The organism is Mycolicibacterium iranicum (genome assembly GCF_002101705.1).
Classification (GTDB): Bacteria; Actinomycetota; Actinomycetes; order Mycobacteriales; family Mycobacteriaceae; genus Mycobacterium; species Mycobacterium iranicum.
Map to the genome: position 1 here is coordinate 90,598 of NZ_LQPC01000019.1, position 20,579 is coordinate 111,176.

Below are 20,579 nucleotides of genomic sequence, written 5' to 3' on the forward strand. Positions count from 1 at the left end.
ATCCATGACGTTGTTTCAGAGCTGGAACTCAGGTAGCTCGACCGTCAAGCCATCCCATGCCTCGGAGGCGGACATCTGGCAAGACAGCCTCGACGTCCGCTGACGCTCGGGGTTCATCGCGAGCATCTCCTCTTCGTTGGCGCCGCAGAGTCCCACCGTGTCCGACCACTCGGGAGCGACGATCACGTGGCACGTTCCGCATGCGGCTTCCCCTCCACAATCGCCGTCGATGCCGGGCACCGCGTTGTTGACCGCAACCTGCATCAAGGACTGCCCTTCGGCCAAGGGGGCTTCGTACTTCTCGCCGTCGTGAGAGACGAAGGTGACGACTGCCATGATTAACTCTCCTCAATTTGGAACTCCTCTATTTAGCGTTGTCGCGCGTGACCAGCGTCGCTAGGCTCGCAGGAGTCAAAAAGTTGTGTTTTTAGCTCACGCGCAGGGAGGCACGTGAAACTCGACGACTCGGGTATGCCAGCGCTGGCTTTCCTGCAGATGCTGGACAGTGAGGCGCTGGGGCATGACGCCAGCATTGCGCTCCGCAGCATCATGGTTCGCGAGCACGTTACCGAGTCGATGTTGGTGGGTCGCGACGCGCAGGTCCCCTTACGGTGGTTCAGGGAGATATATTCCGATTTCGATTGTGATCAGGGAACCCGTCTGGGTTTCGCGTTCGCTGAACACGCCAAACTGACGTCCTTTGGGGCACTCAGTGTTCCCTTGGTCAGCGCGGGCTCGGTAGCCGAGGTTGTCGAGTTGCTTGCTTATCTGCCGGTGATCACCACAGCCCTCAGCCCGACGTTCCATTCGACGGAACGCGGCCTCACGATCGGGCTCACCGGTCGCACCGGTGACGCGGGCCTGAACTGCCTGGCCGTCACCTACGGTGGGCTGGCGCTGTTGCGTCTGCTCGACATGCTCGCGGGTGCCGTACCGAATATTGAACTGCATTTAAGTCATTCAGCGCCGGAGTCGTGGGTTCTTCATGACGAAGTGTTGGCGGGTCGGATCTTCTTCGACGCCCCCAGCTCGTTCGTCCACGTTCCCGCGGCTTCGCTCGAGGAGGTCTGTCGATTCTCCGATCCTGTGGCGTACCGGATTGCCGTCACCGATTTGCAGCGAACTCTCGATCAACGACGTGACACGTCGGTCTCCGAAAAAGTAAGGGACCTGCTCGAAAAAGATCCCGGAAAAACGAACATCAGCCGGACGGCGGGCGAGCTTTCGATATCCCCGAGCACGTTGAAGCGGCGCCTCCGCGAAGAGGGGACCACCTTTCGCGAATTGCGTCAGTCGTTCTTGCGGGAGCGAGCAATTCTGCGACTTCTCGACAGATCGTTGTCTGTAAGCGAGATCGCGGCAGAACTCGGGTACGCGGAGCTCACGAACTTCACACATGCCTTCAAACGGTGGACCGGTCGTTCACCGCGCCACTTCAGAAAAACGCGCGACTGAGGGCTATAGATCCGCCCCGGCGTGTGCCGGGCGACCATCGGAACCAGCGGGCTTCACGATCGGCCTCATCTGTCACCTGGACATCGTCGAGAAACGACACGATCGGCGCGGGTTTCGGTCATCGCAGCACCCTCTTGGGAAGAGGCGCAAGGACATTCCAGAGAATCCATACCGCGCTAGCGGCGGGTGCGGGCGGGGGTGACGCGGACCTCTAGGCACGCTATGCTAACCGTCGTTCACGTCGGGACCGGCGTTGGACGCGTGGTCGAGAGGAGTCCGGATGCCACACGACCAGCCGGCCATCATCGGTGCCGCCGAACTCGCTCCAGGGAGAAACGTTCCGTACACCTCCACTGAATTGCATGTGCGCGCCGCGGTCGCGGCTCTCGCCGACGCAGGGGTGGTCCCAGACGAGGTCGACGGTCTGGTGTGCGCCGGGCCGATGACGAACGAGGGTTCGATCTTCCTGTCCGAGGACCTCATGGACTATCTCGGGCTGCACAATCTGAAACTTCAGATGACCTGTCAGCTTGGCGGCGGGACCCATCTCGCCATGACGCGCATGGCGAGTAACGTCATCGCCCGGGGCGAGGCCGAGACGGTGCTGGTCGTGTCGGCGGGCAAGTTTCCACCGATCCGCGATGGCGGGCGCGAACTGATGGCGCTGGTGTGTGACCACGCGTTCGAGATGCCCTATGGACCGTCCGTGCCGGCGCTCTACGGTTTGATCGCGCAGGCCTGGATGCACGAGACGGGACAGGGCAAGGCGGACATCGCCGAGGTCACCGTGTCGCAGGACCGTTGGGCCGCACTGAACCCCGCGGCTATCGCGCACGGCGCTCAACGCCTGACTGTGGAGGACGTGCTGGCGTCCCGGCCGATCGCCGGGCCGTTCCACTTCTACCACTGCTCGATTCCCTGCGAGGGCGGTGGCGCGCTGGTGCTGGGCTCGGCCCGCCGGGCTCGCGCGGGCAAGCACCGGCCGGTGCATTTGCTGGGCTTTGGAGAGGGTCACACCCACGGTTTTCTGACCTCGCTGGCCCGGCCGGGTCGTACCGGGGCCGCCCGTTCGGGTCCGATGGCCTTTGAGCGCTCCGGACGGGCGCCGGCCGACGTCGACATCGCTTTGCTCTACGACGCCTTCGCCTCCAACCCGGCGATGATCCTTGAGGAGGCGGGTTTCGTGAAGCCCGGTGGGGCAGGCGATTTCTACCGTGACGGCTGCGCCGATCCGGGGGGCGACCTTCCGGTGAACACCGACGGCGGCCTAATCCGGTTCGGGCACACCGGGACCTCCTCTGGCATTTCGCAGATCCTTGAGGGTTACTGGCAGTTGTCCGGTCGCGCCGAGGGCCGTCAGGTGCCCGGGGCGGATACCGCGTTCGTGCACAGCTACGGCTCGATGCTGTGCAGTCACGTCAGCATGGTGATGGAGGGAGCGTCATGACCGCAGCTTCGAGTTCTCTCGACGGTCTGCACGATCCTGAGGCGCTGCCGCCGCTGACCGATGTCAACCGTCCCTACTTCGCAGCAGCGGCCCGCGGTGTACTCGTCTTCCAGCGGTGCGCGAACGACCACCCTTTCCTCTACCCGCGGCTGGTGTGTCCCGTCTGCCATGACGGTGAGTTGGCCTGGGAGACCGCGGCGGGTACTGGTGAGATCGTCAGTTTCGCGCCGGTGTACCGCCCCCCGTGGGACTCGTTCCCGCGCAGCGAGCCGTACGTCGTCGTGCTCGTTCGTCTGGACGAGGGGCCGCAGTTGTTGGCCAGTCTCGAGGGCGTGGCCCCAGATGAAGTTGCGATCGGGGCGAGAGTGCGCGCAGTGTTCGAGCGGGTGAACGAGGACCTTGGGCTGGTCCGATTCAGGCTGGCGGCGTCGTGACCACGTACGGGGTCTCGGTGCTCGGCGCGGACTTGGCCACCCTTGTCGAGACCGCCGAGGCTACCGACCTCGCCGGCTTCGACGCCGCCTGGGCCTCGGAGTTCTACTCGCGCTCCGGCTCGATCTCGATGGCCGCGATGGCCGCGCGCACAAAGCGCTGCCGCATCGGGTCGTCGATCCTGTATGGCGTCGGGCGCAGCCCGCTCGTGCTCGCCACCGAGGCGCGTGACCTCGACGAGCTTTCAGGCGGGCGCGTCGTACTCGGGCTCGGCAACGGTACACGCCGCATGATGAGCGACTGGCACGGCGTGGAGGACACCTCCGCTCCCGCTCTGCGCATGGAGGAGCTGGTCCCGCTCGTGCGTCGGATCTGGAACCTGCACGAGGGCCCCGTGCGCCATGAGGGGCGCTTCTACCGGATGAATCTCGTCCCAACCGGCGACGTCGCGCCGCCGAAGCGAGCGATCCCGATCATCACCGCGGGCGTGCGTCCGCGGATGTGCGAGGTGGCAGGGCGCGTAGCCGACGGGTTGGCTGGTCATCCGCTGTTCACCACGACTTACGTCGAGGAGGTCGCCCGCCCAGCCGTCGTGCGCGGTGCGGAGCGGGCCGGACGCGATCCCGCCGACATTGAGATCGTCTCGATGGTCATCTGCGCGGTGCACGACGACCCACAGATCGCACGTCGTGAGGCCGCGCAGCAGATCGCGTTCTACTCCTCGGTGAAGACCTACGAGCACGTGCTCGACGTCAGCGGTTTCGCCAGGCAGGCAGCGGCCATCCGCGACGCGTTCGCACGGCGTGACCTGCCGGCCATGTTCGCCGCGGTCACCGACGACATGATCGACGCGATGGCGGTGGCCGGCACCGCCGCCGAGGTCCGAGAAGGGCTGCGCCGCTACGAGGGCGTGCTGGACCACATCGTTCTCTACTCACCCTCGATTGGTCTCGCGCCCGAGCGCATCGCCGAGAACCTCGGCAGCCTCATTCGCGATTGTGCGCCGGCCTTCGCCGGCGGGAAAGGTGACCAGAGTGGCTGACGCATCGCTCATCGGGACGCAACTCGGGAGGACCACGTTTCCCGTCGACCGGTCCAAAGTGCGCGAGTTCGCACTTTCGCTCGGCGACCGCGACCCGATCTACCAGGACGTCGCGGCCGCCCGCGCCGCCGGCTTCGGCGCGATCCCCGCTCCTCCGACCTTCGTCGTCTCCTCGGCTCACTGGCGCGCCGACGACGACATGTTCGGCGCCCTCGGGCTCGACCTGCGACGCGTACTGCACGGTGAGTGCGGCTGGGAGTATTTCGCGCCGGTGTTCGTCGGCGACGAGCTCACCGAGACTCGTCGGGTGTCGAACGTGACCAGCCGCGAGGGGAAGCGCGGCGGCATCATGACAATCGTGACGATCGAGACCGACTTCACCAACCAGCGCGACGAACTCGTCGTGCGCCAGACCGACGTCTTGATCGAAACCGGAGGCTCCACCCAATGACGACATCCCCCGCGCCGGTGGCGTTGGCCATCGGCGACGAGATGCCGACCTCACAGTTCGGCCCGCTGACGCGCTCGCACATCGTTCGCTACGCCGGCTCCGGCGGCGACTTCAACCCGATCCACCACGACGAAGAGTTCGCCCGCGCGGCCGGCATGCCCGGTGTGTTCGGCATGGGACTGCTGCACGGCGGTGTGCTCGCGCAGCGGCTGACCGCCTGGGTGGGGCTGGCCAACATCCGCTCGTTCCGCATCCGGTTCACCGGTCAGGTATGGCCCGGTGACCTGCTCAGCTTCGGCGGCAGGGTCACCGGCGTGCGCGAGGCCGGAGGGCAGCAGGTGGCAGACCTCGAACTCGTGGTCACGCGCCAGACCGGCGAACCCGCGATAAAGGGGAGCGCCGTCGTGCAGGTGACCCGGTGAGCGCGCCAACGAGCGACGTCACCGGCCTCGGGATGACGTTCGGGACCTTCGACGAAGGCCGGGCGTGGGTCGGTCATCGCTCCGAACCGCGGCATGCGTGGTTCCCGATCGACCGCTCGATGGTGTTGTACTACTGCTCGCTCGTCGAGGACGCGAACCCCCGTTACTGGGAGGGTGAGGACTGCCCGCCCGGGCTGCTGATGAGCCTCGGCTTCGCGCCGCAGTGGGTGCCCGGGTACCTAGCGCGTGCCGACATGATGTTCGCGCTCAGCGTCCCGTTGCCGGGCCACCACATCATCAACGCCTCGACGACGACGGAGTTCGAACGCCGGCCCCGGGTAGGCGATCACGTGTCGATCGTGGAGGAGATCGCCTCGATCTCCGAGCCCAAGACGACGCGGGTGGGCACCGGTGTGTTCATCACCACGGTGAGCACCTTCTCCGACCAGCACGGTGAGGTCATCGGCCGCAACACCAACGTGCTCTTCCGATACGACACCGCCGATAGTGAAGGCGCATCATGAACGACTCCACCGAGCGCAGCATGGTCCGCGTCCCCGTGCGGTTCGAGGACATCGCCGTCGGCGACACCCTGACGCCCGTCTCGATCGAGATCAGCTACAAGCGCATCTGCATGAACGCGGCTTCGACATGGGACTGGTTCCCCGGTCACCACGACCCCGACTACGCGCGCAGCCAGGGCCAGCGCACGATCTACCTGTCAACCCTCTTCTTCCATGGCTTCATCGACCGCGGCCTCAACGAATGGGCCGGACCCGACGCGCTCATCCGGCGCCGCAGAATCTCAATGATCCGGTCGATCTATCCGGGCCAGACCGCAACCCTGAGCGGCAAGGTCGTGGCCAAACGCGACGATGGCGGACGGCGCCTCGTCGACCTCGAGTTGCTCGTCTCGAGCGAAGATGGTCCGTGCGTGCCGAGTGAAGCCACCGTTGAGCTGGCCGACCCGTTTGTCGAGGTGCCGGGGTGAGCTGCCACTCACATGCGAGGCGACGGTGAGGGACGGAGGCTCGGTGGCCGAGCAACCGGTTCGCTACGAGGTCGTCGACAGCGTGGCCTGGCTGACGATCAACCGGCCCGAGGCGCGCAACGCGCTGAACAACGCTGTGCGCACGGGGCTTTTCGACGCGGTACGCCGCTTCAATGACGACGACGCGGCGAAGGTGCTCGTCCTCACCGGCGTGGGCGATAAGGCGTTCTGCGCCGGCGGGGACTTGAAGGAGATGGCGCAGAACGCGCTCAAGGTGCCCCCGAAGGACTTCGCTCCGCAGTTCGGCCGCAACATCGATGTCGCGAAGCCGACGATCGCGGCCGTCAACGGTGTCGCGTTCGCCGGGGGCTTCCTGCTCGCGCAGCAGTGCGACCTGGTCGTGGCTGCCGAACACGCGACCTTCGCCGTCAGCGAGGTCAAAGTCGGCCGCGGGTCGCCGTGGGCGGCACCGCTATCGTGGCTGGTGCCCCCACGCGTTGCCATGCAGATCCTGCTGACCGGCGACCCGATCACCGCCGAGCGCGCCCACCAGGTCGGCTTAGTCAATGAGGTGGTGCCGGCCGATCAGTTGCGCGAGCGTACCCGGCAGTTGGCGCTCAGCATCGCCGCGAACGCACCGCTATCGGTGCTTGCGTCCAAGCGCACCGTGTACCTCTCGGCACAGCACCACCTCGCCGCCGCCTACGACCTGGCCGACGAGATATGGGAGCCGGTCTATCTGAGCGACGACGCGCAGGAAGGCCCGACGGCGTTCCGCGAGAAGCGCGCACCACAGTGGAAGGGACGCTGACATGGCGGTGACCATGCAGTCGGTAATCGCCGACATCGAAGCCGAAACGGCCGCGTTGCGCGAACTCATCGCACCGCTGCCCGAAGGTCCGCGCGGCTGGGACGCGCCGACTCCGGCCGTGGGCTGGGCGATCCGCGACCAGATCAGCCATCTGGCGTTCTTCGACGACGTGGCGGTGCGCTCGGCCACCGACCCCGACGGTTTCAGCAGCGACTACCTGCCGATGATGGCCGACGGAAGCATCTCACCCGACGTCATCGCTGAGCGCTACCGTCAAATGCCGGCTGCCGACCTGCTCGCGTGGTTCGACACGTCGCGTGCAGCCCTCGTTGCGGCGTTCGCGGACATTGCCCCGGCGACCCGCCTGCCGTGGTTCGGGCCGACGATGAGCGCGGTCTCGTCGCTGACAGCGCGACTCATGGAGACCTGGGCGCACGGCCAGGACATCGTCGACGCGCTCGGCGCGACCCGCGAGGCCACGGCACGGCTGCGGCACGTGGCCCACATCGGGGTGGGTGCGCGCGCTTTCAGCTACCTGGCCAACGGTCTGGACCTCCCCGCGGACCCGGTACGCGTCGAGCTGACCGCTCCGGACGGCAGCGTCTGGACGTGGGGGCCAGCCGACGCCGCCAACCGCGTGAGCGGGCCGGCGCTGGACTTTTGCCTGTTGGTGACCCAACGCCGCCACCGCGACGACACCGCTTTGGTCGCCGACGGACCGCTGGCCGACCAGTGGCTCGCGATCGCCCAGGCCTTCGCGGGGCCCCCTGGCGGCGGGCGCGTGGCGGGCCAGTTCGCAGGGGGTCAGCGGTGAGCGTCCCGGTCCGCATCGGCAACTGCTCCGGCTTTTACGGCGACCGCATCGCCGCAGCCCGCGAGATGGTCGAGGGCGGACCGATCGACGTCCTGTGCGGTGACTATCTGGCCGAGCTGACCATGCTCATCCTGGCCAAGGCCCAGGCCAAAGACCCGTCCGGCGGGTACGCGCGGACTTTCCTCACCCAAATGGAACAGGTGCTGGGCACCTGTCTCGATCGTGGCATCAAGGTCGTCGCGAACGCGGGCGGGCTGAATCCCGCCGGCTTGGCCGCCGCGTTGCGCGAGCTGTCCGCACGTCTCGGCCTCACCGCGCGCGTCGCGCACGTCGAGGGCGACGACCTACGTGGCGACCTCCACGCAATCACGCCGCCCGTCGGCGACATCAAACCGGTGTCGGCCAACGCCTACCTCGGCGCCCGGGGCATCACCGAGGCGCTGCATTCGGGCGCCGACGTCGTCGTGACCGGCCGGGTCACCGACGCATCCCTCGTGGTCGGTCCCGCGGCCTGGTGGCACGCCTGGGCACGCGCCGACTGGGATCGGCTCGCGGGTGCGGTCGTCGCCGGGCACGTGATCGAGTGCGGCCCTCAGGCGACGGGCGGCAACTACGCGTTCCTCGACGAGATCACCGACCGCCGCTACCCGGGGGTTTCCGATCGCCGAGGTCGCCGAGGACGGCTCTTCGGTGATCACGAAGCATCCCGGCACCGGGGGACTGGTCTCAGTCGGCACGGTCACCGCCCAGCTGCTCTACGAGATCGCTGAACCTGCCTACCTCGGCCCCGACGTCGTCGCCCACTTCGACACCATTCGCCTGGCTCAACAGGGTGAGCACCGTGTCGCGATCAGCGGTACGAAAGGCAGTCCGCCGCCGGACACGTTGAAGGTGGCGCTGAACGAGGTGGGCGGCTTCCGCAACACGATGACCATGGTGCTCACCGGCCTCGACATCGAGGCCAAGGCGGCCTTCGCCGAACAGCAGCTCTTCGACGTTCTCGGCGGACGCGACGCCTTCGACGAAGTCGACGTGCGACTGTTGCGTTTCGACGTCTCCGATGCGCCGACGAACGAGCAAGCCTGCGCGCACCTGCGTGTGACGGTGAAGGACGCCGACCCGCGAAAGGTGGGCCGAGCCTTCTCCGGCGGGGTCATGGAGATCGCCCTGGCTGGTTTCGCCGGCTTCCACACCACCACGCCACCGTCCTCGGAGACCGCGTTCGGCGTCTACCGGCCGGCCTACGTTCCGCGCTCGGCCCTCACGCACGTGCTCGTCGACGCCGACGGCAATCGGCACGTGATCCCTGACCCGCCGACCGGTGCGGTCCCGCCGGCTGGGATCGCCCCGCCCGCGAAGCTGCCGGCGCCATCCGGGCCGACGCGGCTCGCGCCGCTCGGGTCGGTACTCGGTGCGCGGTCCGGAGATAAGGGCGGCAACGCCAACCTCGGACTGTGGGCACGCGACGACCCCGGTTACGCGTGGGCGCGCGAGTACCTGAGCGTCGAGCGGCTGCGCACACTGCTCGGGCCGGAGACGGCGCACCTGCGCATCGAGCGCTTCGAACTGCCGAACCTGCGCGCGCTCAACGTGGTGGTGCACGGCTTGCTCGGTGACGGGGTGGCCTCCTCGACCCGGCCGGACGCGCAGGCCAAGGGGCTCGGGGAGTACGTGCGATCCCGAGTGGTGGACGTTCCCGAATCGCTGCTCGACACACACTAAATCCGGTGCGGGGCGCCGTCTACCTGCTGTGTAACCGCGCGGCTGAACAGCGCCGCAACGGCCGCGGCGGCCAGCATCGCCTCAATCGTCGCGTCGTCCAGCGACGCCGGCATGTACGCGGACGCGTTGAGCAATGACAGCACGGCGGCGACCAGGCCCTGTGCGCGCTCACGGTCCAGATCGCCCCGTGCTCGTACGAGCGCGTCGACCCAGAAGGACTCGTACCTGTGCTGTCGGCGTCGCAGGGCACGGGTCGCCAGCGGCGACAGCGAGCGGTGCTCGCGGGCGTAGACGGCCAACAGGCCGCGTCGTCGCGCGCCGAAGGCCGCGTGTAGGTCGACAAGGGCGTGCAGGACCTCCGTCGGTGTGCCGGCGTTGGTGGCGCGCCGGGCGCCGGCCAGCAGCTCAGTCATGGCGGCGTCGCATAACTCGCGCAGGATCGCGTCCTTGTTCTGAAAGTGCCGGTAGACGGCCGGCCCGCTCACCCCTGCTGCGGCACCGATGTCGTCGATGCCCACGGCGTGAAAGCCTTGCCGCGCGAACAGGTCGGCGGCGGCCTCGAGGAGCAGTTTGCGGCGCAAACCGGCCACTTTCAGGCCTCCTGTCGATTTGTGGTTACGTTGTTCGCCGTCCGATCCGCTGGGCCGGGCTGGGATCCTACCGGCGCTGGGGTTGCCTGCGTCGGCACCCGCCGCACCAAATCAAGGGAGGTGAACGAAACCGCTAGCCCCCGCCGATGCTGTCGCATCCTCTTCTCAGTTCATGATTTAGGGGCCCTGCTTCGAACCCGCGATGTGCAGCGGCACGACTCAGCGCAAAACGACTCCGCCCTCGATGCCCGTGAACTGCGCGCGCAGCTCGGTCTTGAGCAGCTTGCCGGTGGCATTGCGCGGCAGTTCGGCGACGAAGTGCACGTCACGCGGACACTTGAAGTGTGCCAGCCGCTCCCGGCACCACGCTACGATCTCCTCGGCGCTCGGCGCCTGTGTCGCCGGGTCGGCGACCACGACCGCGACGACGCGTTCGCCCCACTTCGCGTCCTTACCGCCGATCACGGCGGCGTCGAACACCGCCGGGTGGCGGAAGAGAACCTGCTCGACCTCGATCGGGTAGACGTTCTCGCCGCCGGAGATGATCATGTCCTTCTTGCGGTCGACGAGGGTGATGAAGCCCTCGGCGTCCATGCGCCCGAGGTCGCCCGTGTGGAACCAGCCCCCGCGTAACGCCTCGGCGCTCGCCTCGGCCTTCATCCAGTAGCCGGTGAACACATTCGGGCCGCGCACGATCAGTTCGCCCACGGTGTCGGTCGCGACGTCGCGGTCGTCGTCGTCGACGATGCGGGCGTCGACATGCATTGCGACGCGGCCGATCGACCCGGCCCGCGTGCTGACGTTCTCGGCGTCGAGGACGGTCACCAAGGGAGCGGTCTCGGTCATGCCGAAGCCCTCGGTGAAGGGCACGCCTCGCTCGCGCATGAAGTCGATGACCGTGAGGGGGACGGGCGACCCGCCGCCCATGGCGAAACGCAGCGCAGACAGGTTGAAGGAGTCGAAGTCGGGCACCTGTGTGAGTGCGGTCCACATGGCCGGCACCATGAACTGGACCGTGACGTGGTGGTCGGCCATCGCCTGTAACGTCGCTCGCGGCTCGAAGGACGGCATGATCACGCTGGTGCCGCCGACGTACAACAGCGGCAGGGTGTGTACTCCCAGCCCGCCGATGTGGAACATCGGCGCCACCGCGACGGTGACGTCCTCGCCCCGCAGGCCGATGTCGGTGCCGAGGACGTTGATCGCGTTCCATAGCAGGTTGTCGTGGGTGAGGATCGCGCCCTTGGGTCGGCCCGTCGTCCCCGACGTGTACATGATGAACGCGGGGTCGCGGCCGTCGACGTCACCGTTGAGCGGTTCGGGCGCGGCGCCCGAGACGACGTCTTCGTAGCCGAGCTCGCCCGGCGCCGGCACCCCACCGGCGCGCACGACATGGCGCACGCGGACTCCGGACTCGGTGACGGCGCTCCTGGCCTGCGCGGCGAACGGCTCGTGGAAGACCAGAACATCGGCGCCTGAGTCGGCCAGGATGTAGCCGATCTCGGGTCCGGCAAGGCGCACGTTGAGCGGAACTGCAAGTGCGCCGATTTTGGCGCAGCCCAGCAGCACCTCGATGAACTCGGTCGAATTGACCAGCAGCATCGCGACCCGATCGCCCTTGCGCACGCCGAGGGCGATGAGTGCGGCGGCGACCTGGTTGGTGCGCCGATCGAGGTCGGCGTAGGTGATGTGCGCGCCGTTGCTGATCAACGCGGTGCGCCCGCCGTTGAGGAAGGCGCGCCGGCTCACCCACTGACCGATGCCGAGTTGCATTCGATTCCCTTTCATTCCGCGGCGACTCAGTAGGACGCGGGCAGTTTCAGGCTGTGCTGCGCCACGAAGTTGAGGATCATTTCGCGGCTGATCGGCGCGGTGCGCATGAGCCGGGCCGGACCCCACAACGTGGCGAGGCCGTACTCGGTGGCCATGCCGTTGCCGCCGTGGGTTTGAATCGCCTGGTCGAGCGCCAGGATGCCCGCCTCGGCTGCGGCATATTTCGCCATGTTCGACGCCTCACCCGACCCCGGATCGCCGGCGTCGTGCAGGGAGGCGGCACGCTGAGTCATCAACCGGGCCAGCTCAACCTGGATCTTGGCGTGGGCGAGCGGGTGCGATACGCCTTGGTGCGAGCCGATCGGCGTTCCCCACACGTGGCGGTTGCGGGCGTAATCGGCGGCTTTATCCAGCGCGTAGCGACCGATGCCGTTGCCGAGCGCCGCCCCCATGATTCGCTCCGGGTTCAGGCCCATGAAGACCTGGCGCAGGCCCTCGTTCTCCGCGCCGATAAGGTTGGCGGCCGGCACGCGGACGTCATCGAAGAATAGAGTGAACTGCTTCTCTGGAGTGACCGCCTGCACCGGGATGAGTGACTTGGTGAGCCCGGGGACATCGGTGGGCACGACGAGCAAGCTGAGTAGTCCGCGACCACTGTCGTTGGTAGACGTTCGGGTGACGACCAGGATCGCTTCGGCTTCGTCGACACCAGAAATGTAGTACTTGGTGCCGTTGATGACCCAGTCGTCGCCGTCGCGTTTCGCGGTCGTGGAGATGTTGTGCGAGTTCGAGCCCGCGTCCGGCTCGGTGATCGCGAATGCCATGATCGTCTCGCCGCTGGCGATGCCCGGCAGCCACTGCTGCTTGAGTTCCTCACTGCCGAATGCCTGGATGATCGTGCCGCAGATGGTCGGCGAGACGACGGTCATCAGCAGCGGGCAGCCCGCCGCGGCGAGCTCCTCACCGACGATCTGCATGTCGTAGATGCCGCCGCCGCCGCCGCCGTACTGCTCGGAAAGGTTCACCCCGAGGAAGCCCTGTTTGCCCACGGCCTGCCACAGCTCGGTGCTCTTCCCGCCGGCCAGCGACTTTTCCAGGTAGTACTCGTGTCCGAAGTCCTTGGCGATCTCGGCGACCGCCTTGCGCAGGTCCTGACGTTCCTCTGTCTCGTGCAATTCCATGACACTCCTCACATCGGTATCGACGCGCCACCGATCGGGAGCGCGCCGGCTTCATTAGAGCTCCGTGGCGTCCGACGCCACTTCACCGCCGTCCACCGCCTCGACCACGGCGAGGACGTCACCGCTCGAGACCTGATGGCCGACCTGGACCGGCAGGGCGCTCAGCACCCCGTCGATCGGGCTCGCGACGGTGTGCTCCATCTTCATCGCCTCCAGGACGACGAGCGTTTGACCGGCTGACACCGTCTCGCCCTCGGCGACCGGTAGTCGGATCACCGAGCCCGGCATCGGCGCGGTGAGCGACCCGGGCGGGTTCAGAGTGCTCGGGTCGACGAAGCGTGGCGCCAGCCGCAGGGCGGAGTAGCCGGCGACCGAGTCGAGGTGGGCAACATCGCCGTCGAGGACGACATCATAAGTGCGGCGCACCCCGTCGACGCGCAGCACCACCCGCTCGCTACTGCCCTCGACAACCTCGACGTCGGCCAACGGCTCGTCGTCGACCTGCAGGCAGGTCCCTGTCGAACCTAACGTGTACCCGACGCGCACTTCGCGCCCGCCCTGGGTCTGCCAGGTTGTGGTCTGCGGCTGCGAAGGGTTGTTGCGCCAGCCGGCGGGCAACGTGGCCTGCAGAGTTGCGACGGCACGCCGCGCGGCCACCCCGGCCACGGTCGCCGCGACGGCGTGCAGGCGCTCGGACTGCGTGTCTGGGAGGGCAGCGCCGAGTTGGGCGACGTCGTGTCGGTCAAGGAACCCAGTGTCGGTGCCCCGCCCGGCGAACTCGTCATGGCGCAGGACGCGAACAAGCAGGTTGCGATTGGTGGTCACGCCGTGAATACGGGCGCCGGCCAGCGCCGCCGAGAGGCTGGCAAGTGCCTCGTCGCGCGTTGGTGCCCACGCGATGACCTTGGCCAGCAGCGAATCGTAGTAATGACTGATGACCGAACCGGCACGAAAACCCGAGTCAACCCGCACGCCGGCAAGCGCCGGGACATCCAAGGTGCGCAGGGTGCCGGTACAGGGCCGGTAGTCATCGGCCGGATCCTCGGCGCACAGCCGGGCCTCGACCGCGTGACCGCGAATTCGCGGGTTGTGCATCTCCTCAGGCAGCGGGCGGCCCATGGCTACGAGCAGCTGGGCACGCACCAGGTCGAGGCCGGTGATCAGCTCGGTAACCGGGTGCTCGACCTGCAGCCGGGTGTTCATCTCTAGGAAGGCGAAGGAGTCGGCTTTGCCATCCTGAGCGGCGTCGTAGACGAACTCGACCGTCCCGGCGCCTACGTAGCCGACGGCGCGCGCGGCGGCGATGGCGGCCTCGCTCATCCGAGCGCGCAACGCGTCGTCGACGACCGGTGACGGCGCCTCCTCGATCACCTTCTGGTGTCGACGCTGCACGGAGCACTCGCGCTCGAACAGAGAGACGACGTTTCCGTGCGTGTCGGCCATGATCTGGATCTCGACGTGGCGTGGGCGCTGGACGTAACGCTCGAGGAAGACGGTGCCGTCGGCGAACGCGGCGGCGGCCTCACGCGAAGCGGAGGTGACCGCTTCGTCGAGCTCGTCCGGCGACGCGACAATGCGCATGCCTCGGCCACCGCCGCCGGCGCTGGCCTTGACCAGCACGGGGTAGCCGACGTCGGCGGCCAGCTTCGCCAGCTGCTCGGCCGATAGCCCCGTCGTGTCGCCACCGGGCAGCACAGGCACCCCCGCGTCGGACATCGTCTTCTTGGCCTGCAGCTTCGAGCCCATCGCGTCGATCGCCCCGGGCGGCGGACCGATGAAGACGAGGTCGGCGGCGGCACAGGCGCGCGCGAACCCGGCGTTTTCCGAAAGGAAGCCGTAGCCGGGGTGTACTGCGTCCGCGCCGGTGAGCGAGGCAGCGGCGATGATCCGGTGGATGTCGAGGTAGGTCTCGGCGGCAGACGAGCCGGGAAGGTGCACGGCCTCGTCGGCGTCGGCGACGTGCCACGCGTCGGCGTCGGCGTCGGAATAGACCGCGACGGTGGCGATCCCGAGATCGCGGCAAGTGCGGAACACCCGCCGCGCGATCTCGCCACGGTTGGCGACCAGGACCTTGCGGATCTTGGGCATCGCCATCACATCCGGAACACGCCGTAGCCACGCTGGCCACGGACCTCGCCGTTGTGGATCACCGACAGGCAGAACCCGAGAACGGTCCGCGTATCGCGGGGATCGATGATCCCGTCGTCGTAAAGTCGGCCGCTGTTGGCCAGTGCGACGGATTCGCGCTCGATCTGTTCCTCGACGGCGGCGCGCATCTGGGCGTCGGCCTGCTCGTCGAAGGGCAGCCCGCGGTCGGCGGCGGACTCGCGCGCCACGATGGACAGCACTCCGGCCAGTTGCGCCGGACCCATCACGGCCGACTTCGAGTTAGGCCAAGCGAATAGGAAACGCGGTGAGTACGATCGCCCGCACATGCCGTAGTTCCCGGCACCGTAGGACGCACCCATGGTGATGGTCACGTGGGGGACCGTGCTGTTTGATACGGCGTTGATCATCTTGGCGCCGTCCTTGATGATGCCGCCCTGTTCGTACTCGGCACCGACCATGAAACCGGTGGTGTTCTGCAGGAAGATGAGGGGGGTGTCGATCTGATTTGCCAGTTGGATGAACTGCGAACCTTTCTCGGCCTCCTCACTGAACAGGATGCCCCGTGCGTTTGCGAGGATGCCGACCGGGAAGCCGTGGATCGAGGCCCAGCCGGTGACGAGTGACGTGCCGTAGAGAGGTTTGAACTCGTCGAAGGCCGAGCCGTCGACCACTCGGGCGATGACGTCGCGGGGGTCGAAGGGCACCTTCGGATCGACCGACGCGATGCCGAGCAGCTGATCGGGGTCGTGCACCGGTGGGTGCGGCGGCGTGGTGGGTCCGGGGCCGTTCTTCCGCCAGTTGAGCCGCGCCATGATGCGACGGCCGATGCGGATCGCATCCTGCTCGTCCTCGGCCATGTAATCGGCCAGCCCCGAGGTGCGGGCGTGCATGTCGGCGCCGCCGAGCGACTCGTCATCGGAGACCTCGCCCGTGGCCATCTTGACCAGCGGCGGACCGCCGAGGAACACCTTGGAACGGTTGCGCACCATCACGACGTAGTCGCACATGCCCGGGACGTACGCACCTCCCGCGGTCGAGTTGCCGAAGACCAGGGCCAGTGTCGGCAGCCCCGCTGCGCTGTGCTGGGTCAAGTCGTGGAACAGCTGTCCGCCGGGCACGAAGATCTCTGCCTGTGTGGGCAGGTCGGCGCCGCCAGATTCGACGATGTTGATGATGGGCAGTCGGTTCTCCCGCGCGATGGCCATGCCGCGGAACACCTTGCGGAAGGTATAAGGGTTCGATGCGCCGCCGCGGACGGTGGGGTCGTGGGCGATGATCATCGACTCGATGCCCTCGACCACGCCGATGCCTACCACCACGCTACCGCCGACGGGGAACTTACTGCCCCAGGCGGCGAAGGGGCATAGTTCGAGGAACGCCGTGTCGGGGTCGAGCATCAGCTCGATGCGCTCGCGGACAAGCAGCTTGCCCCGCTTACGGTGGCGCGCAACGTATTTCGCGCCGCCGCCGCCGTTGACCAGCGCCAGTTGCTCCGCGATGGTGTCGAGTTGCGCGCTCAGTCCTTCGCGGTTCTTGAGATAGCCGGGCGCGGTGTCGTCGACCCGATCGGGCAGGACCTGTACCAAAGTTTTCCTTCCGGGCGAGCATCGACGTCGATCTACTAGGCGCTGATGTTAGCCGCAATTAACATCAGGTGACAACGGCGCAGGCGGGCGTCGGATTTGTTCCGCGCCGTGGTTCCGTCGAATGGCGAGGATCGAAGCGGTGCGTTCGCTGCAGATCGAGCGATCGAAGGAATTGACTGGGGAGGGACGGCACACAGGGCCCGTGCGAGGTCGTATCGAGTTCCTCGTCCGGCGCGCGTGGAGTCTACGGTTCGCGATCTCGGGTGAACACCCGCAGCGATTGTCAGTGTCGCGCCATGCCCTTCAGCCAACCGAGTAGTGCATAACGCCGGTCGGCCAGAATCTATCGGGTCTCCTCGGCTTTGGCCAGCGGCGGAGCGGCCTGATCAGGCGCCTGTCCGAGGGTATACAGGCCGAGAATGCCGAGAAAACCCGCACAGTGCTCGATGAGCATTTCAGTCGAGAGGTTCAGTTGTCCATCTATCCAGCGACGGAGTATCTCGAACAGGCCCCCGACACCGTAGGTAGCGGCGAGATCTGCGACTTGGAGCACATCGCTGGGTATATCGAGGTGCAAGCGGGCCTCTCTGAGCACCAGCTCCGCAAAATCGGTCATCAGATCGCTTCGCAGCTGCCGAAGGAGGGGTTCTGCGCCCGACTCGACAAACAGTATGCGGGCCATGCGGGGATCGTTCTCGATCACCTGAACCAGGGCCTTGATCGGAGCGTAAGCCAGTTCTTGAGGAGCAACCGTGTCGTCCGGAATGGCGCTGGTTATCACCGCTTGGAAGGTAGTGGAGATCTTGGCAAATACCGCACGCAAGAGCGCGTCTCGATCGCGAAACTGTTGGTAGAAGTACCGGCTCGTCACTCCTGATTTCGCACACACGGCGGTCACGGTGCACGCGGTAGCTCCGTGGGTGCCCATGATTGAGACCGCGGCATCAATCAACATCACGCGACGCTGTGCATCGCGTTGAGTTGCGGACAGCCCGCCATAGACACGTGCTGGACTCATGTCCTACAGTCTGGCAGTCTTATCTGACAAGGCATAAAGTCAGATCCAAACTTCGAGGAAGGACCTCAAATGTCGGACGATCAAGCCCCGACCCCGACCCGGGTGCTGCCAAAACCCAGGCGCGTTCGGTTTCCGATGCCGACCTCCACGAAGCGGCAACATTTTGTCGATGGCGACCTGGTGATGAGCCATTTCATCTCGGTGCTTTCTGCGACGTTCCCGGAAGGCGAGGATTTCTTCATCCGCTCGGTCAGGAACTTCCAGAGTTCCATCGACGATCCCCAACTAGAGACAGCGGTCAAGGGTTTCATCGGACAAGAGGCCACACATCGACACCAGCATCGTCTCCTAAACGAGCGACTCCAGGTCATGGGTTATCCGACCGCGCGAATCGACCGTCATGTCGGACGCTTGATCAAGCGATTGGAACGGCGCTTTTCGCCGGAAATGCGGCTGTCCATGACCTCCGCGTTGGAGCACTACACCGCTACGCTGGCAGAAATCATTCTTACCAGCGAAGACGCCCAGAAGCTCATCGGCCAGACAGAGGTTCGACCGATTCTGCTGTGGCATGCCTTCGAGGAGTCGGAGCACAAAGCGGTTGCCTTTGATGTCTATCGGCTGGTGGGAGCAACCGAGCGCACCCGTGTACGGGGCATGCGGATCGCTTCAGTAATTCTGTTCGGCGAGCTCATTCTGCAGACTGCCTTGTCTATGGCCGCTGATAGAGCCTCATATAACCCGGTCACCCTGGTGCGCAGTCTGTACCGCTTTAGTCGCACCCCGATGTTCACCGCCGATGCGCTGCGGCGTTTCCGTTCCTACAATCGCCCGGGTTTCCATCCTGATGATTGGGACAGCGCCGCGGTCCTGGAGCATTGGAGCAAAGAACTGTTCGACCAAGACGGTTCACAGCGAGTTATCGCTTCGTCGGGATAGCAAAGATGCGGAAGTGCGGCGACGCAGGAGCTCCGTTCCTGCGTCGCTCCTTCCGAACAGGGTGCGACGCGTCGGTGACTCACGGATTCGGTGCTCGGTGGCCGGTGAAGGTGGCGGTCGGACCCGCAAATGCGGTTCGCAGCGATCGCCACGGGGCTGGCTGGCCTGTTGTGAGCCTCGATCAGTCGCTGATGACATAGCGTTGAGCCAGGGTTTCAGCAAGTCTGCTGGTGTGCGCGACCACTTCTTTCTCGGTCACCGCAAGCAAACCGGAGTGCCAGGCGGTGATGACTTCGACGAATCCCCCGACAGCGATCAGGGTGTCCATGCGAAGGGCTATCTCGTCGGCATCTTGTCGGAGGTGTGGCCGGCTTGCCTCAACGACCAACTGCGTTGCTTCCTGTAGCGCCACGGCGCGGCGGTCTTGTAGCGGTGAGCTACCGACATGCTGAGCGAGGAGGATGCGTGCCCGGCCGGGATCGCGTGCGATCCGGTCGACCACGATGGTGATCGCCGCGGTGATGGTTTCGATCGGCGGCCGATTCGCACGCTCGTTGAAGAGCGCGGCGACCTCGCCGAGCATGTCATTGCGGACGCCATCCCACGCAGCAACGAGCAGCTCATCGCGCGTCTTGAAGCCCTCGTAGAAGTATCGATCGTTCAGCCCTGTGCGGGCGCATACGCCGCGCATAGTGACCGCGGCCCAACCGCTCTCACTCCAAATCTCGGTTGCGGCCTCGATCAATTGCTGCCGTCGCTCGGCACGACGCTCGGCCCCGGTCCGACCACCCCAGCGCTTGTTTCTCGACCGCACCTCTCCATCTTGACAAGGTGCTCGTTCCACCACCAAACTGGTGGCATGCGACACCAATGGTGGCTGGTGCCCCCAGATGAGAGTTTCCCCACAGCAGACGTCCATGTCGCGACCCGAAAGGCAGACGGATGAGATTGCTGCCCTTCGGCGGCGCACCAGGCAGAACGCACCGCGCCGATGCAGTCGTCACGGGCGCAGGAAGCGGTATCGGCCGCGCATTCGCCGTGGAGCTTGCGCGCCGAGGTGGACGCGTGGTGTGCGCCGACAAAGATCCCGTCACTGCAAAAGAGTCGGCAGAGTTGGTGAGGCAGGCTGGCGGCGAGGGCTTCGACATCGAATGCGATGTCACCGATCTTGAGCAGGTCCGCAACCTCGCTGATGTGAGCGAAGACTGGTTCGAGAAGGCTGCGAGCCTCGTCATCAACAACGCCGGAATCGGTGCGGGCGGCAACCGCATCGGCGCGACGTCGATCGAGGACTGGAACGCGGCGATTTCTGTCAACCTCTGGGGCGTTATCTACGGCTGCGAGACTTTTGTGCCTCGGCTCCGCAGCAATGGGCATGGCGGAGTCATCAATGTGGCGTCGGCAGCGAGCTTTGGCTCGGCCCCTCGGATGGCGGCTTACAACGTGAGCAAGGCCGGGGTGCTCGCTCTGTCGGAGACATTGGCGGCCGAACTGAGCGGTACTGACATCAACGTCACAGTGCTTTGCCCCACCTTCGTGAAGACGAACATCGTCAACAATCCTCAAATCGACGAGGCGGCTGCAAGACTCGCGGCCAACCTGATGAAATGGACCGGCATTTCGCCACAGCACGTTGCTCGAACGACGTTGAACGCGCACGATCGCGGACAAATTTATGTAGTACCCCAACTCGATGCCAAAGTCTTGTGGCAACTCAAAGAGCCCTACCCGGCCCCTTTACTCGCACGCTGGGCCTCGTGGAGCGCATGGCCTCATGGAACGATTCAGCCGAGTAG

The 20,579-nt window shown here is 66.1% G+C and carries 19 protein-coding genes and 2 pseudogenes; 13 read left to right on the top strand and 8 right to left on the bottom strand.

Annotated elements, in window-relative coordinates; all coding sequences use genetic code 11:
* Positions 1-15: 15 nt before the first annotated feature.
* Positions 16-336: a 2Fe-2S iron-sulfur cluster-binding protein gene (locus tag AWC12_RS04030; protein WP_011560600.1), complete on the bottom strand. Its 321-nt coding sequence runs from the start codon at positions 334-336 to the stop codon at positions 16-18.
* 114 nt (positions 337-450) lie between these two features.
* Here AWC12_RS04030 and AWC12_RS04035 point away from each other — a divergent pair, with 114 nt between their 5' ends.
* The 11 genes and pseudogenes from AWC12_RS04035 (at position 451) to AWC12_RS04090 (ending at position 9,587) form a co-directional block, all read left to right on the top strand.
* Positions 451-1,455, top strand: a complete 1,005-nt coding sequence (locus tag AWC12_RS04035) for a helix-turn-helix domain-containing protein (protein WP_011560599.1) — start codon at positions 451-453, stop codon at positions 1,453-1,455.
* A gap of 280 nt (positions 1,456-1,735) precedes the next feature.
* Complete coding sequence (locus tag AWC12_RS04045; protein WP_011560598.1) at positions 1,736-2,902, top strand: thiolase family protein; 1,167 nt, start codon at positions 1,736-1,738, stop codon at positions 2,900-2,902.
* Positions 2,899-3,336, top strand: coding sequence for a Zn-ribbon domain-containing OB-fold protein (locus AWC12_RS04050; RefSeq protein ID WP_011560597.1), 438 nt, complete (start codon positions 2,899-2,901; stop codon positions 3,334-3,336). The genes AWC12_RS04045 and AWC12_RS04050 overlap by 4 nt, the downstream gene beginning before the upstream one ends.
* A complete protein-coding gene (locus AWC12_RS04055) occupies positions 3,333-4,376 on the top strand; it encodes an LLM class flavin-dependent oxidoreductase (RefSeq protein WP_014382413.1) in 1,044 nt (347 codons plus the stop codon). The genes AWC12_RS04050 and AWC12_RS04055 overlap by 4 nt, the downstream gene beginning before the upstream one ends.
* Positions 4,369-4,827, top strand: a complete 459-nt coding sequence (locus AWC12_RS04060) for an FAS1-like dehydratase domain-containing protein (protein WP_011560595.1) — start codon at positions 4,369-4,371, stop codon at positions 4,825-4,827. Before AWC12_RS04055 ends, AWC12_RS04060 begins: the two co-directional genes overlap by 8 nt.
* On the top strand, positions 4,824-5,249 hold the full coding sequence (locus AWC12_RS04065; RefSeq protein ID WP_011560594.1) for a dihydroxy-acid dehydratase: 426 nt from the start codon (positions 4,824-4,826) through the stop codon (positions 5,247-5,249). The genes AWC12_RS04060 and AWC12_RS04065 overlap by 4 nt, the downstream gene beginning before the upstream one ends.
* A gap of 32 nt (positions 5,250-5,281) precedes the next feature.
* A complete protein-coding gene (locus AWC12_RS04070; protein ID WP_017205330.1) occupies positions 5,282-5,773 on the top strand; it encodes an FAS1-like dehydratase domain-containing protein in 492 nt (163 codons plus the stop codon).
* The gene (locus tag AWC12_RS04075; RefSeq protein WP_011560592.1) at positions 5,770-6,240 is read left to right on the top strand and encodes a hotdog family protein; all 471 of its coding nucleotides are present in this window, start codon (positions 5,770-5,772) and stop codon (positions 6,238-6,240) included. Before AWC12_RS04070 ends, AWC12_RS04075 begins: the two co-directional genes overlap by 4 nt.
* 43 nt (positions 6,241-6,283) lie before the next feature.
* The gene (locus AWC12_RS04080) at positions 6,284-7,051 is read left to right on the top strand and encodes an enoyl-CoA hydratase/isomerase family protein (protein WP_011560591.1); all 768 of its coding nucleotides are present in this window, start codon (positions 6,284-6,286) and stop codon (positions 7,049-7,051) included.
* A 1-nt stretch (position 7,052) separates the two neighbouring features.
* Positions 7,053-7,865, top strand: coding sequence for a TIGR03084 family metal-binding protein (locus tag AWC12_RS04085; protein ID WP_011560590.1), 813 nt, complete (start codon positions 7,053-7,055; stop codon positions 7,863-7,865).
* Positions 7,862-9,587: pseudogene (locus AWC12_RS04090) on the top strand (acyclic terpene utilization AtuA family protein). Before AWC12_RS04085 ends, AWC12_RS04090 begins: the two are co-directional and overlap by 4 nt.
* On the opposite strand, the gene AWC12_RS04095 reads toward AWC12_RS04090, so the two are convergent.
* From AWC12_RS04095 to AWC12_RS04120, 6 genes are all read right to left on the bottom strand, one after another.
* Positions 9,584-10,177 (bottom strand): TetR/AcrR family transcriptional regulator, encoded by a 594-nt coding sequence (locus AWC12_RS04095; protein WP_011560588.1) that lies wholly within the window; start codon positions 10,175-10,177, stop codon positions 9,584-9,586. The pseudogene AWC12_RS04090 and the gene AWC12_RS04095 sit on opposite strands and share 4 nt — an antisense overlap.
* 219 nt (positions 10,178-10,396) lie before the next feature.
* A complete protein-coding gene (locus tag AWC12_RS04100; protein ID WP_011560587.1) occupies positions 10,397-11,950 on the bottom strand; it encodes an acyl-CoA synthetase in 1,554 nt (517 codons plus the stop codon).
* A 26-nt stretch (positions 11,951-11,976) separates the two neighbouring features.
* A complete protein-coding gene (locus tag AWC12_RS04105; RefSeq protein WP_011560586.1) occupies positions 11,977-13,131 on the bottom strand; it encodes an acyl-CoA dehydrogenase family protein in 1,155 nt (384 codons plus the stop codon).
* Between the two features lie 54 nt (positions 13,132-13,185).
* A complete protein-coding gene (locus AWC12_RS04110) occupies positions 13,186-15,219 on the bottom strand; it encodes an ATP-binding protein (protein WP_005116476.1) in 2,034 nt (677 codons plus the stop codon).
* A 5-nt stretch (positions 15,220-15,224) separates the two neighbouring features.
* Positions 15,225-16,826, bottom strand: coding sequence for an acyl-CoA carboxylase subunit beta (locus tag AWC12_RS04115; protein WP_011560585.1), 1,602 nt, complete (start codon positions 16,824-16,826; stop codon positions 15,225-15,227).
* 343 nt (positions 16,827-17,169) lie between these two features.
* Positions 17,170-17,844, bottom strand: coding sequence for a TetR/AcrR family transcriptional regulator (locus tag AWC12_RS04120; RefSeq protein WP_011560584.1), 675 nt, complete (start codon positions 17,842-17,844; stop codon positions 17,170-17,172).
* A gap of 69 nt (positions 17,845-17,913) precedes the next feature.
* Between AWC12_RS04120 and AWC12_RS04125 the strand changes: the two genes are divergently transcribed.
* Complete coding sequence (locus AWC12_RS04125) at positions 17,914-18,783, top strand: metal-dependent hydrolase (protein ID WP_011560583.1); 870 nt, start codon at positions 17,914-17,916, stop codon at positions 18,781-18,783.
* Between the two features lie 181 nt (positions 18,784-18,964).
* Here AWC12_RS04125 and AWC12_RS04130 read toward each other — a convergent pair whose 3' ends face one another.
* Positions 18,965-19,597: a TetR/AcrR family transcriptional regulator gene (locus AWC12_RS04130; RefSeq protein ID WP_005086596.1), complete on the bottom strand. Its 633-nt coding sequence runs from the start codon at positions 19,595-19,597 to the stop codon at positions 18,965-18,967.
* 128 nt (positions 19,598-19,725) lie between these two features.
* Here AWC12_RS04130 and AWC12_RS04135 point away from each other — a divergent pair.
* A pseudogene (locus AWC12_RS04135) lies at positions 19,726-20,579 on the top strand (SDR family NAD(P)-dependent oxidoreductase).

Coding starts and splice junctions, on each gene's coding strand:
- AWC12_RS04105 (WP_011560586.1), bottom strand. CDS start 13,131: ATGGAATTGCACGAGACAGAGGAACGTCAGGACCTGCGCAAGGCGGTC.
- AWC12_RS04120 (WP_011560584.1), bottom strand. CDS start 17,844: ATGAGTCCAGCACGTGTCTATGGCGGGCTGTCCGCAACTCAACGCGAT.
- AWC12_RS04030 (WP_011560600.1), bottom strand. CDS start 336: ATGGCAGTCGTCACCTTCGTCTCTCACGACGGCGAGAAGTACGAAGCC.
- AWC12_RS04065 (WP_011560594.1), top strand. CDS start 4,824: ATGACGACATCCCCCGCGCCGGTGGCGTTGGCCATCGGCGACGAGATG.
- AWC12_RS04075 (WP_011560592.1), top strand. CDS start 5,770: ATGAACGACTCCACCGAGCGCAGCATGGTCCGCGTCCCCGTGCGGTTC.
- AWC12_RS04085 (WP_011560590.1), top strand. CDS start 7,053: ATGGCGGTGACCATGCAGTCGGTAATCGCCGACATCGAAGCCGAAACG.
- AWC12_RS04050 (WP_011560597.1), top strand. CDS start 2,899: ATGACCGCAGCTTCGAGTTCTCTCGACGGTCTGCACGATCCTGAGGCG.
- AWC12_RS04045 (WP_011560598.1), top strand. CDS start 1,736: ATGCCACACGACCAGCCGGCCATCATCGGTGCCGCCGAACTCGCTCCA.
- AWC12_RS04110 (WP_005116476.1), bottom strand. CDS start 15,219: ATGCCCAAGATCCGCAAGGTCCTGGTCGCCAACCGTGGCGAGATCGCG.
- AWC12_RS04125 (WP_011560583.1), top strand. CDS start 17,914: ATGTCGGACGATCAAGCCCCGACCCCGACCCGGGTGCTGCCAAAACCC.
- AWC12_RS04070 (WP_017205330.1), top strand. CDS start 5,282: ATGACGTTCGGGACCTTCGACGAAGGCCGGGCGTGGGTCGGTCATCGC.
- AWC12_RS04100 (WP_011560587.1), bottom strand. CDS start 11,950: ATGCAACTCGGCATCGGTCAGTGGGTGAGCCGGCGCGCCTTCCTCAAC.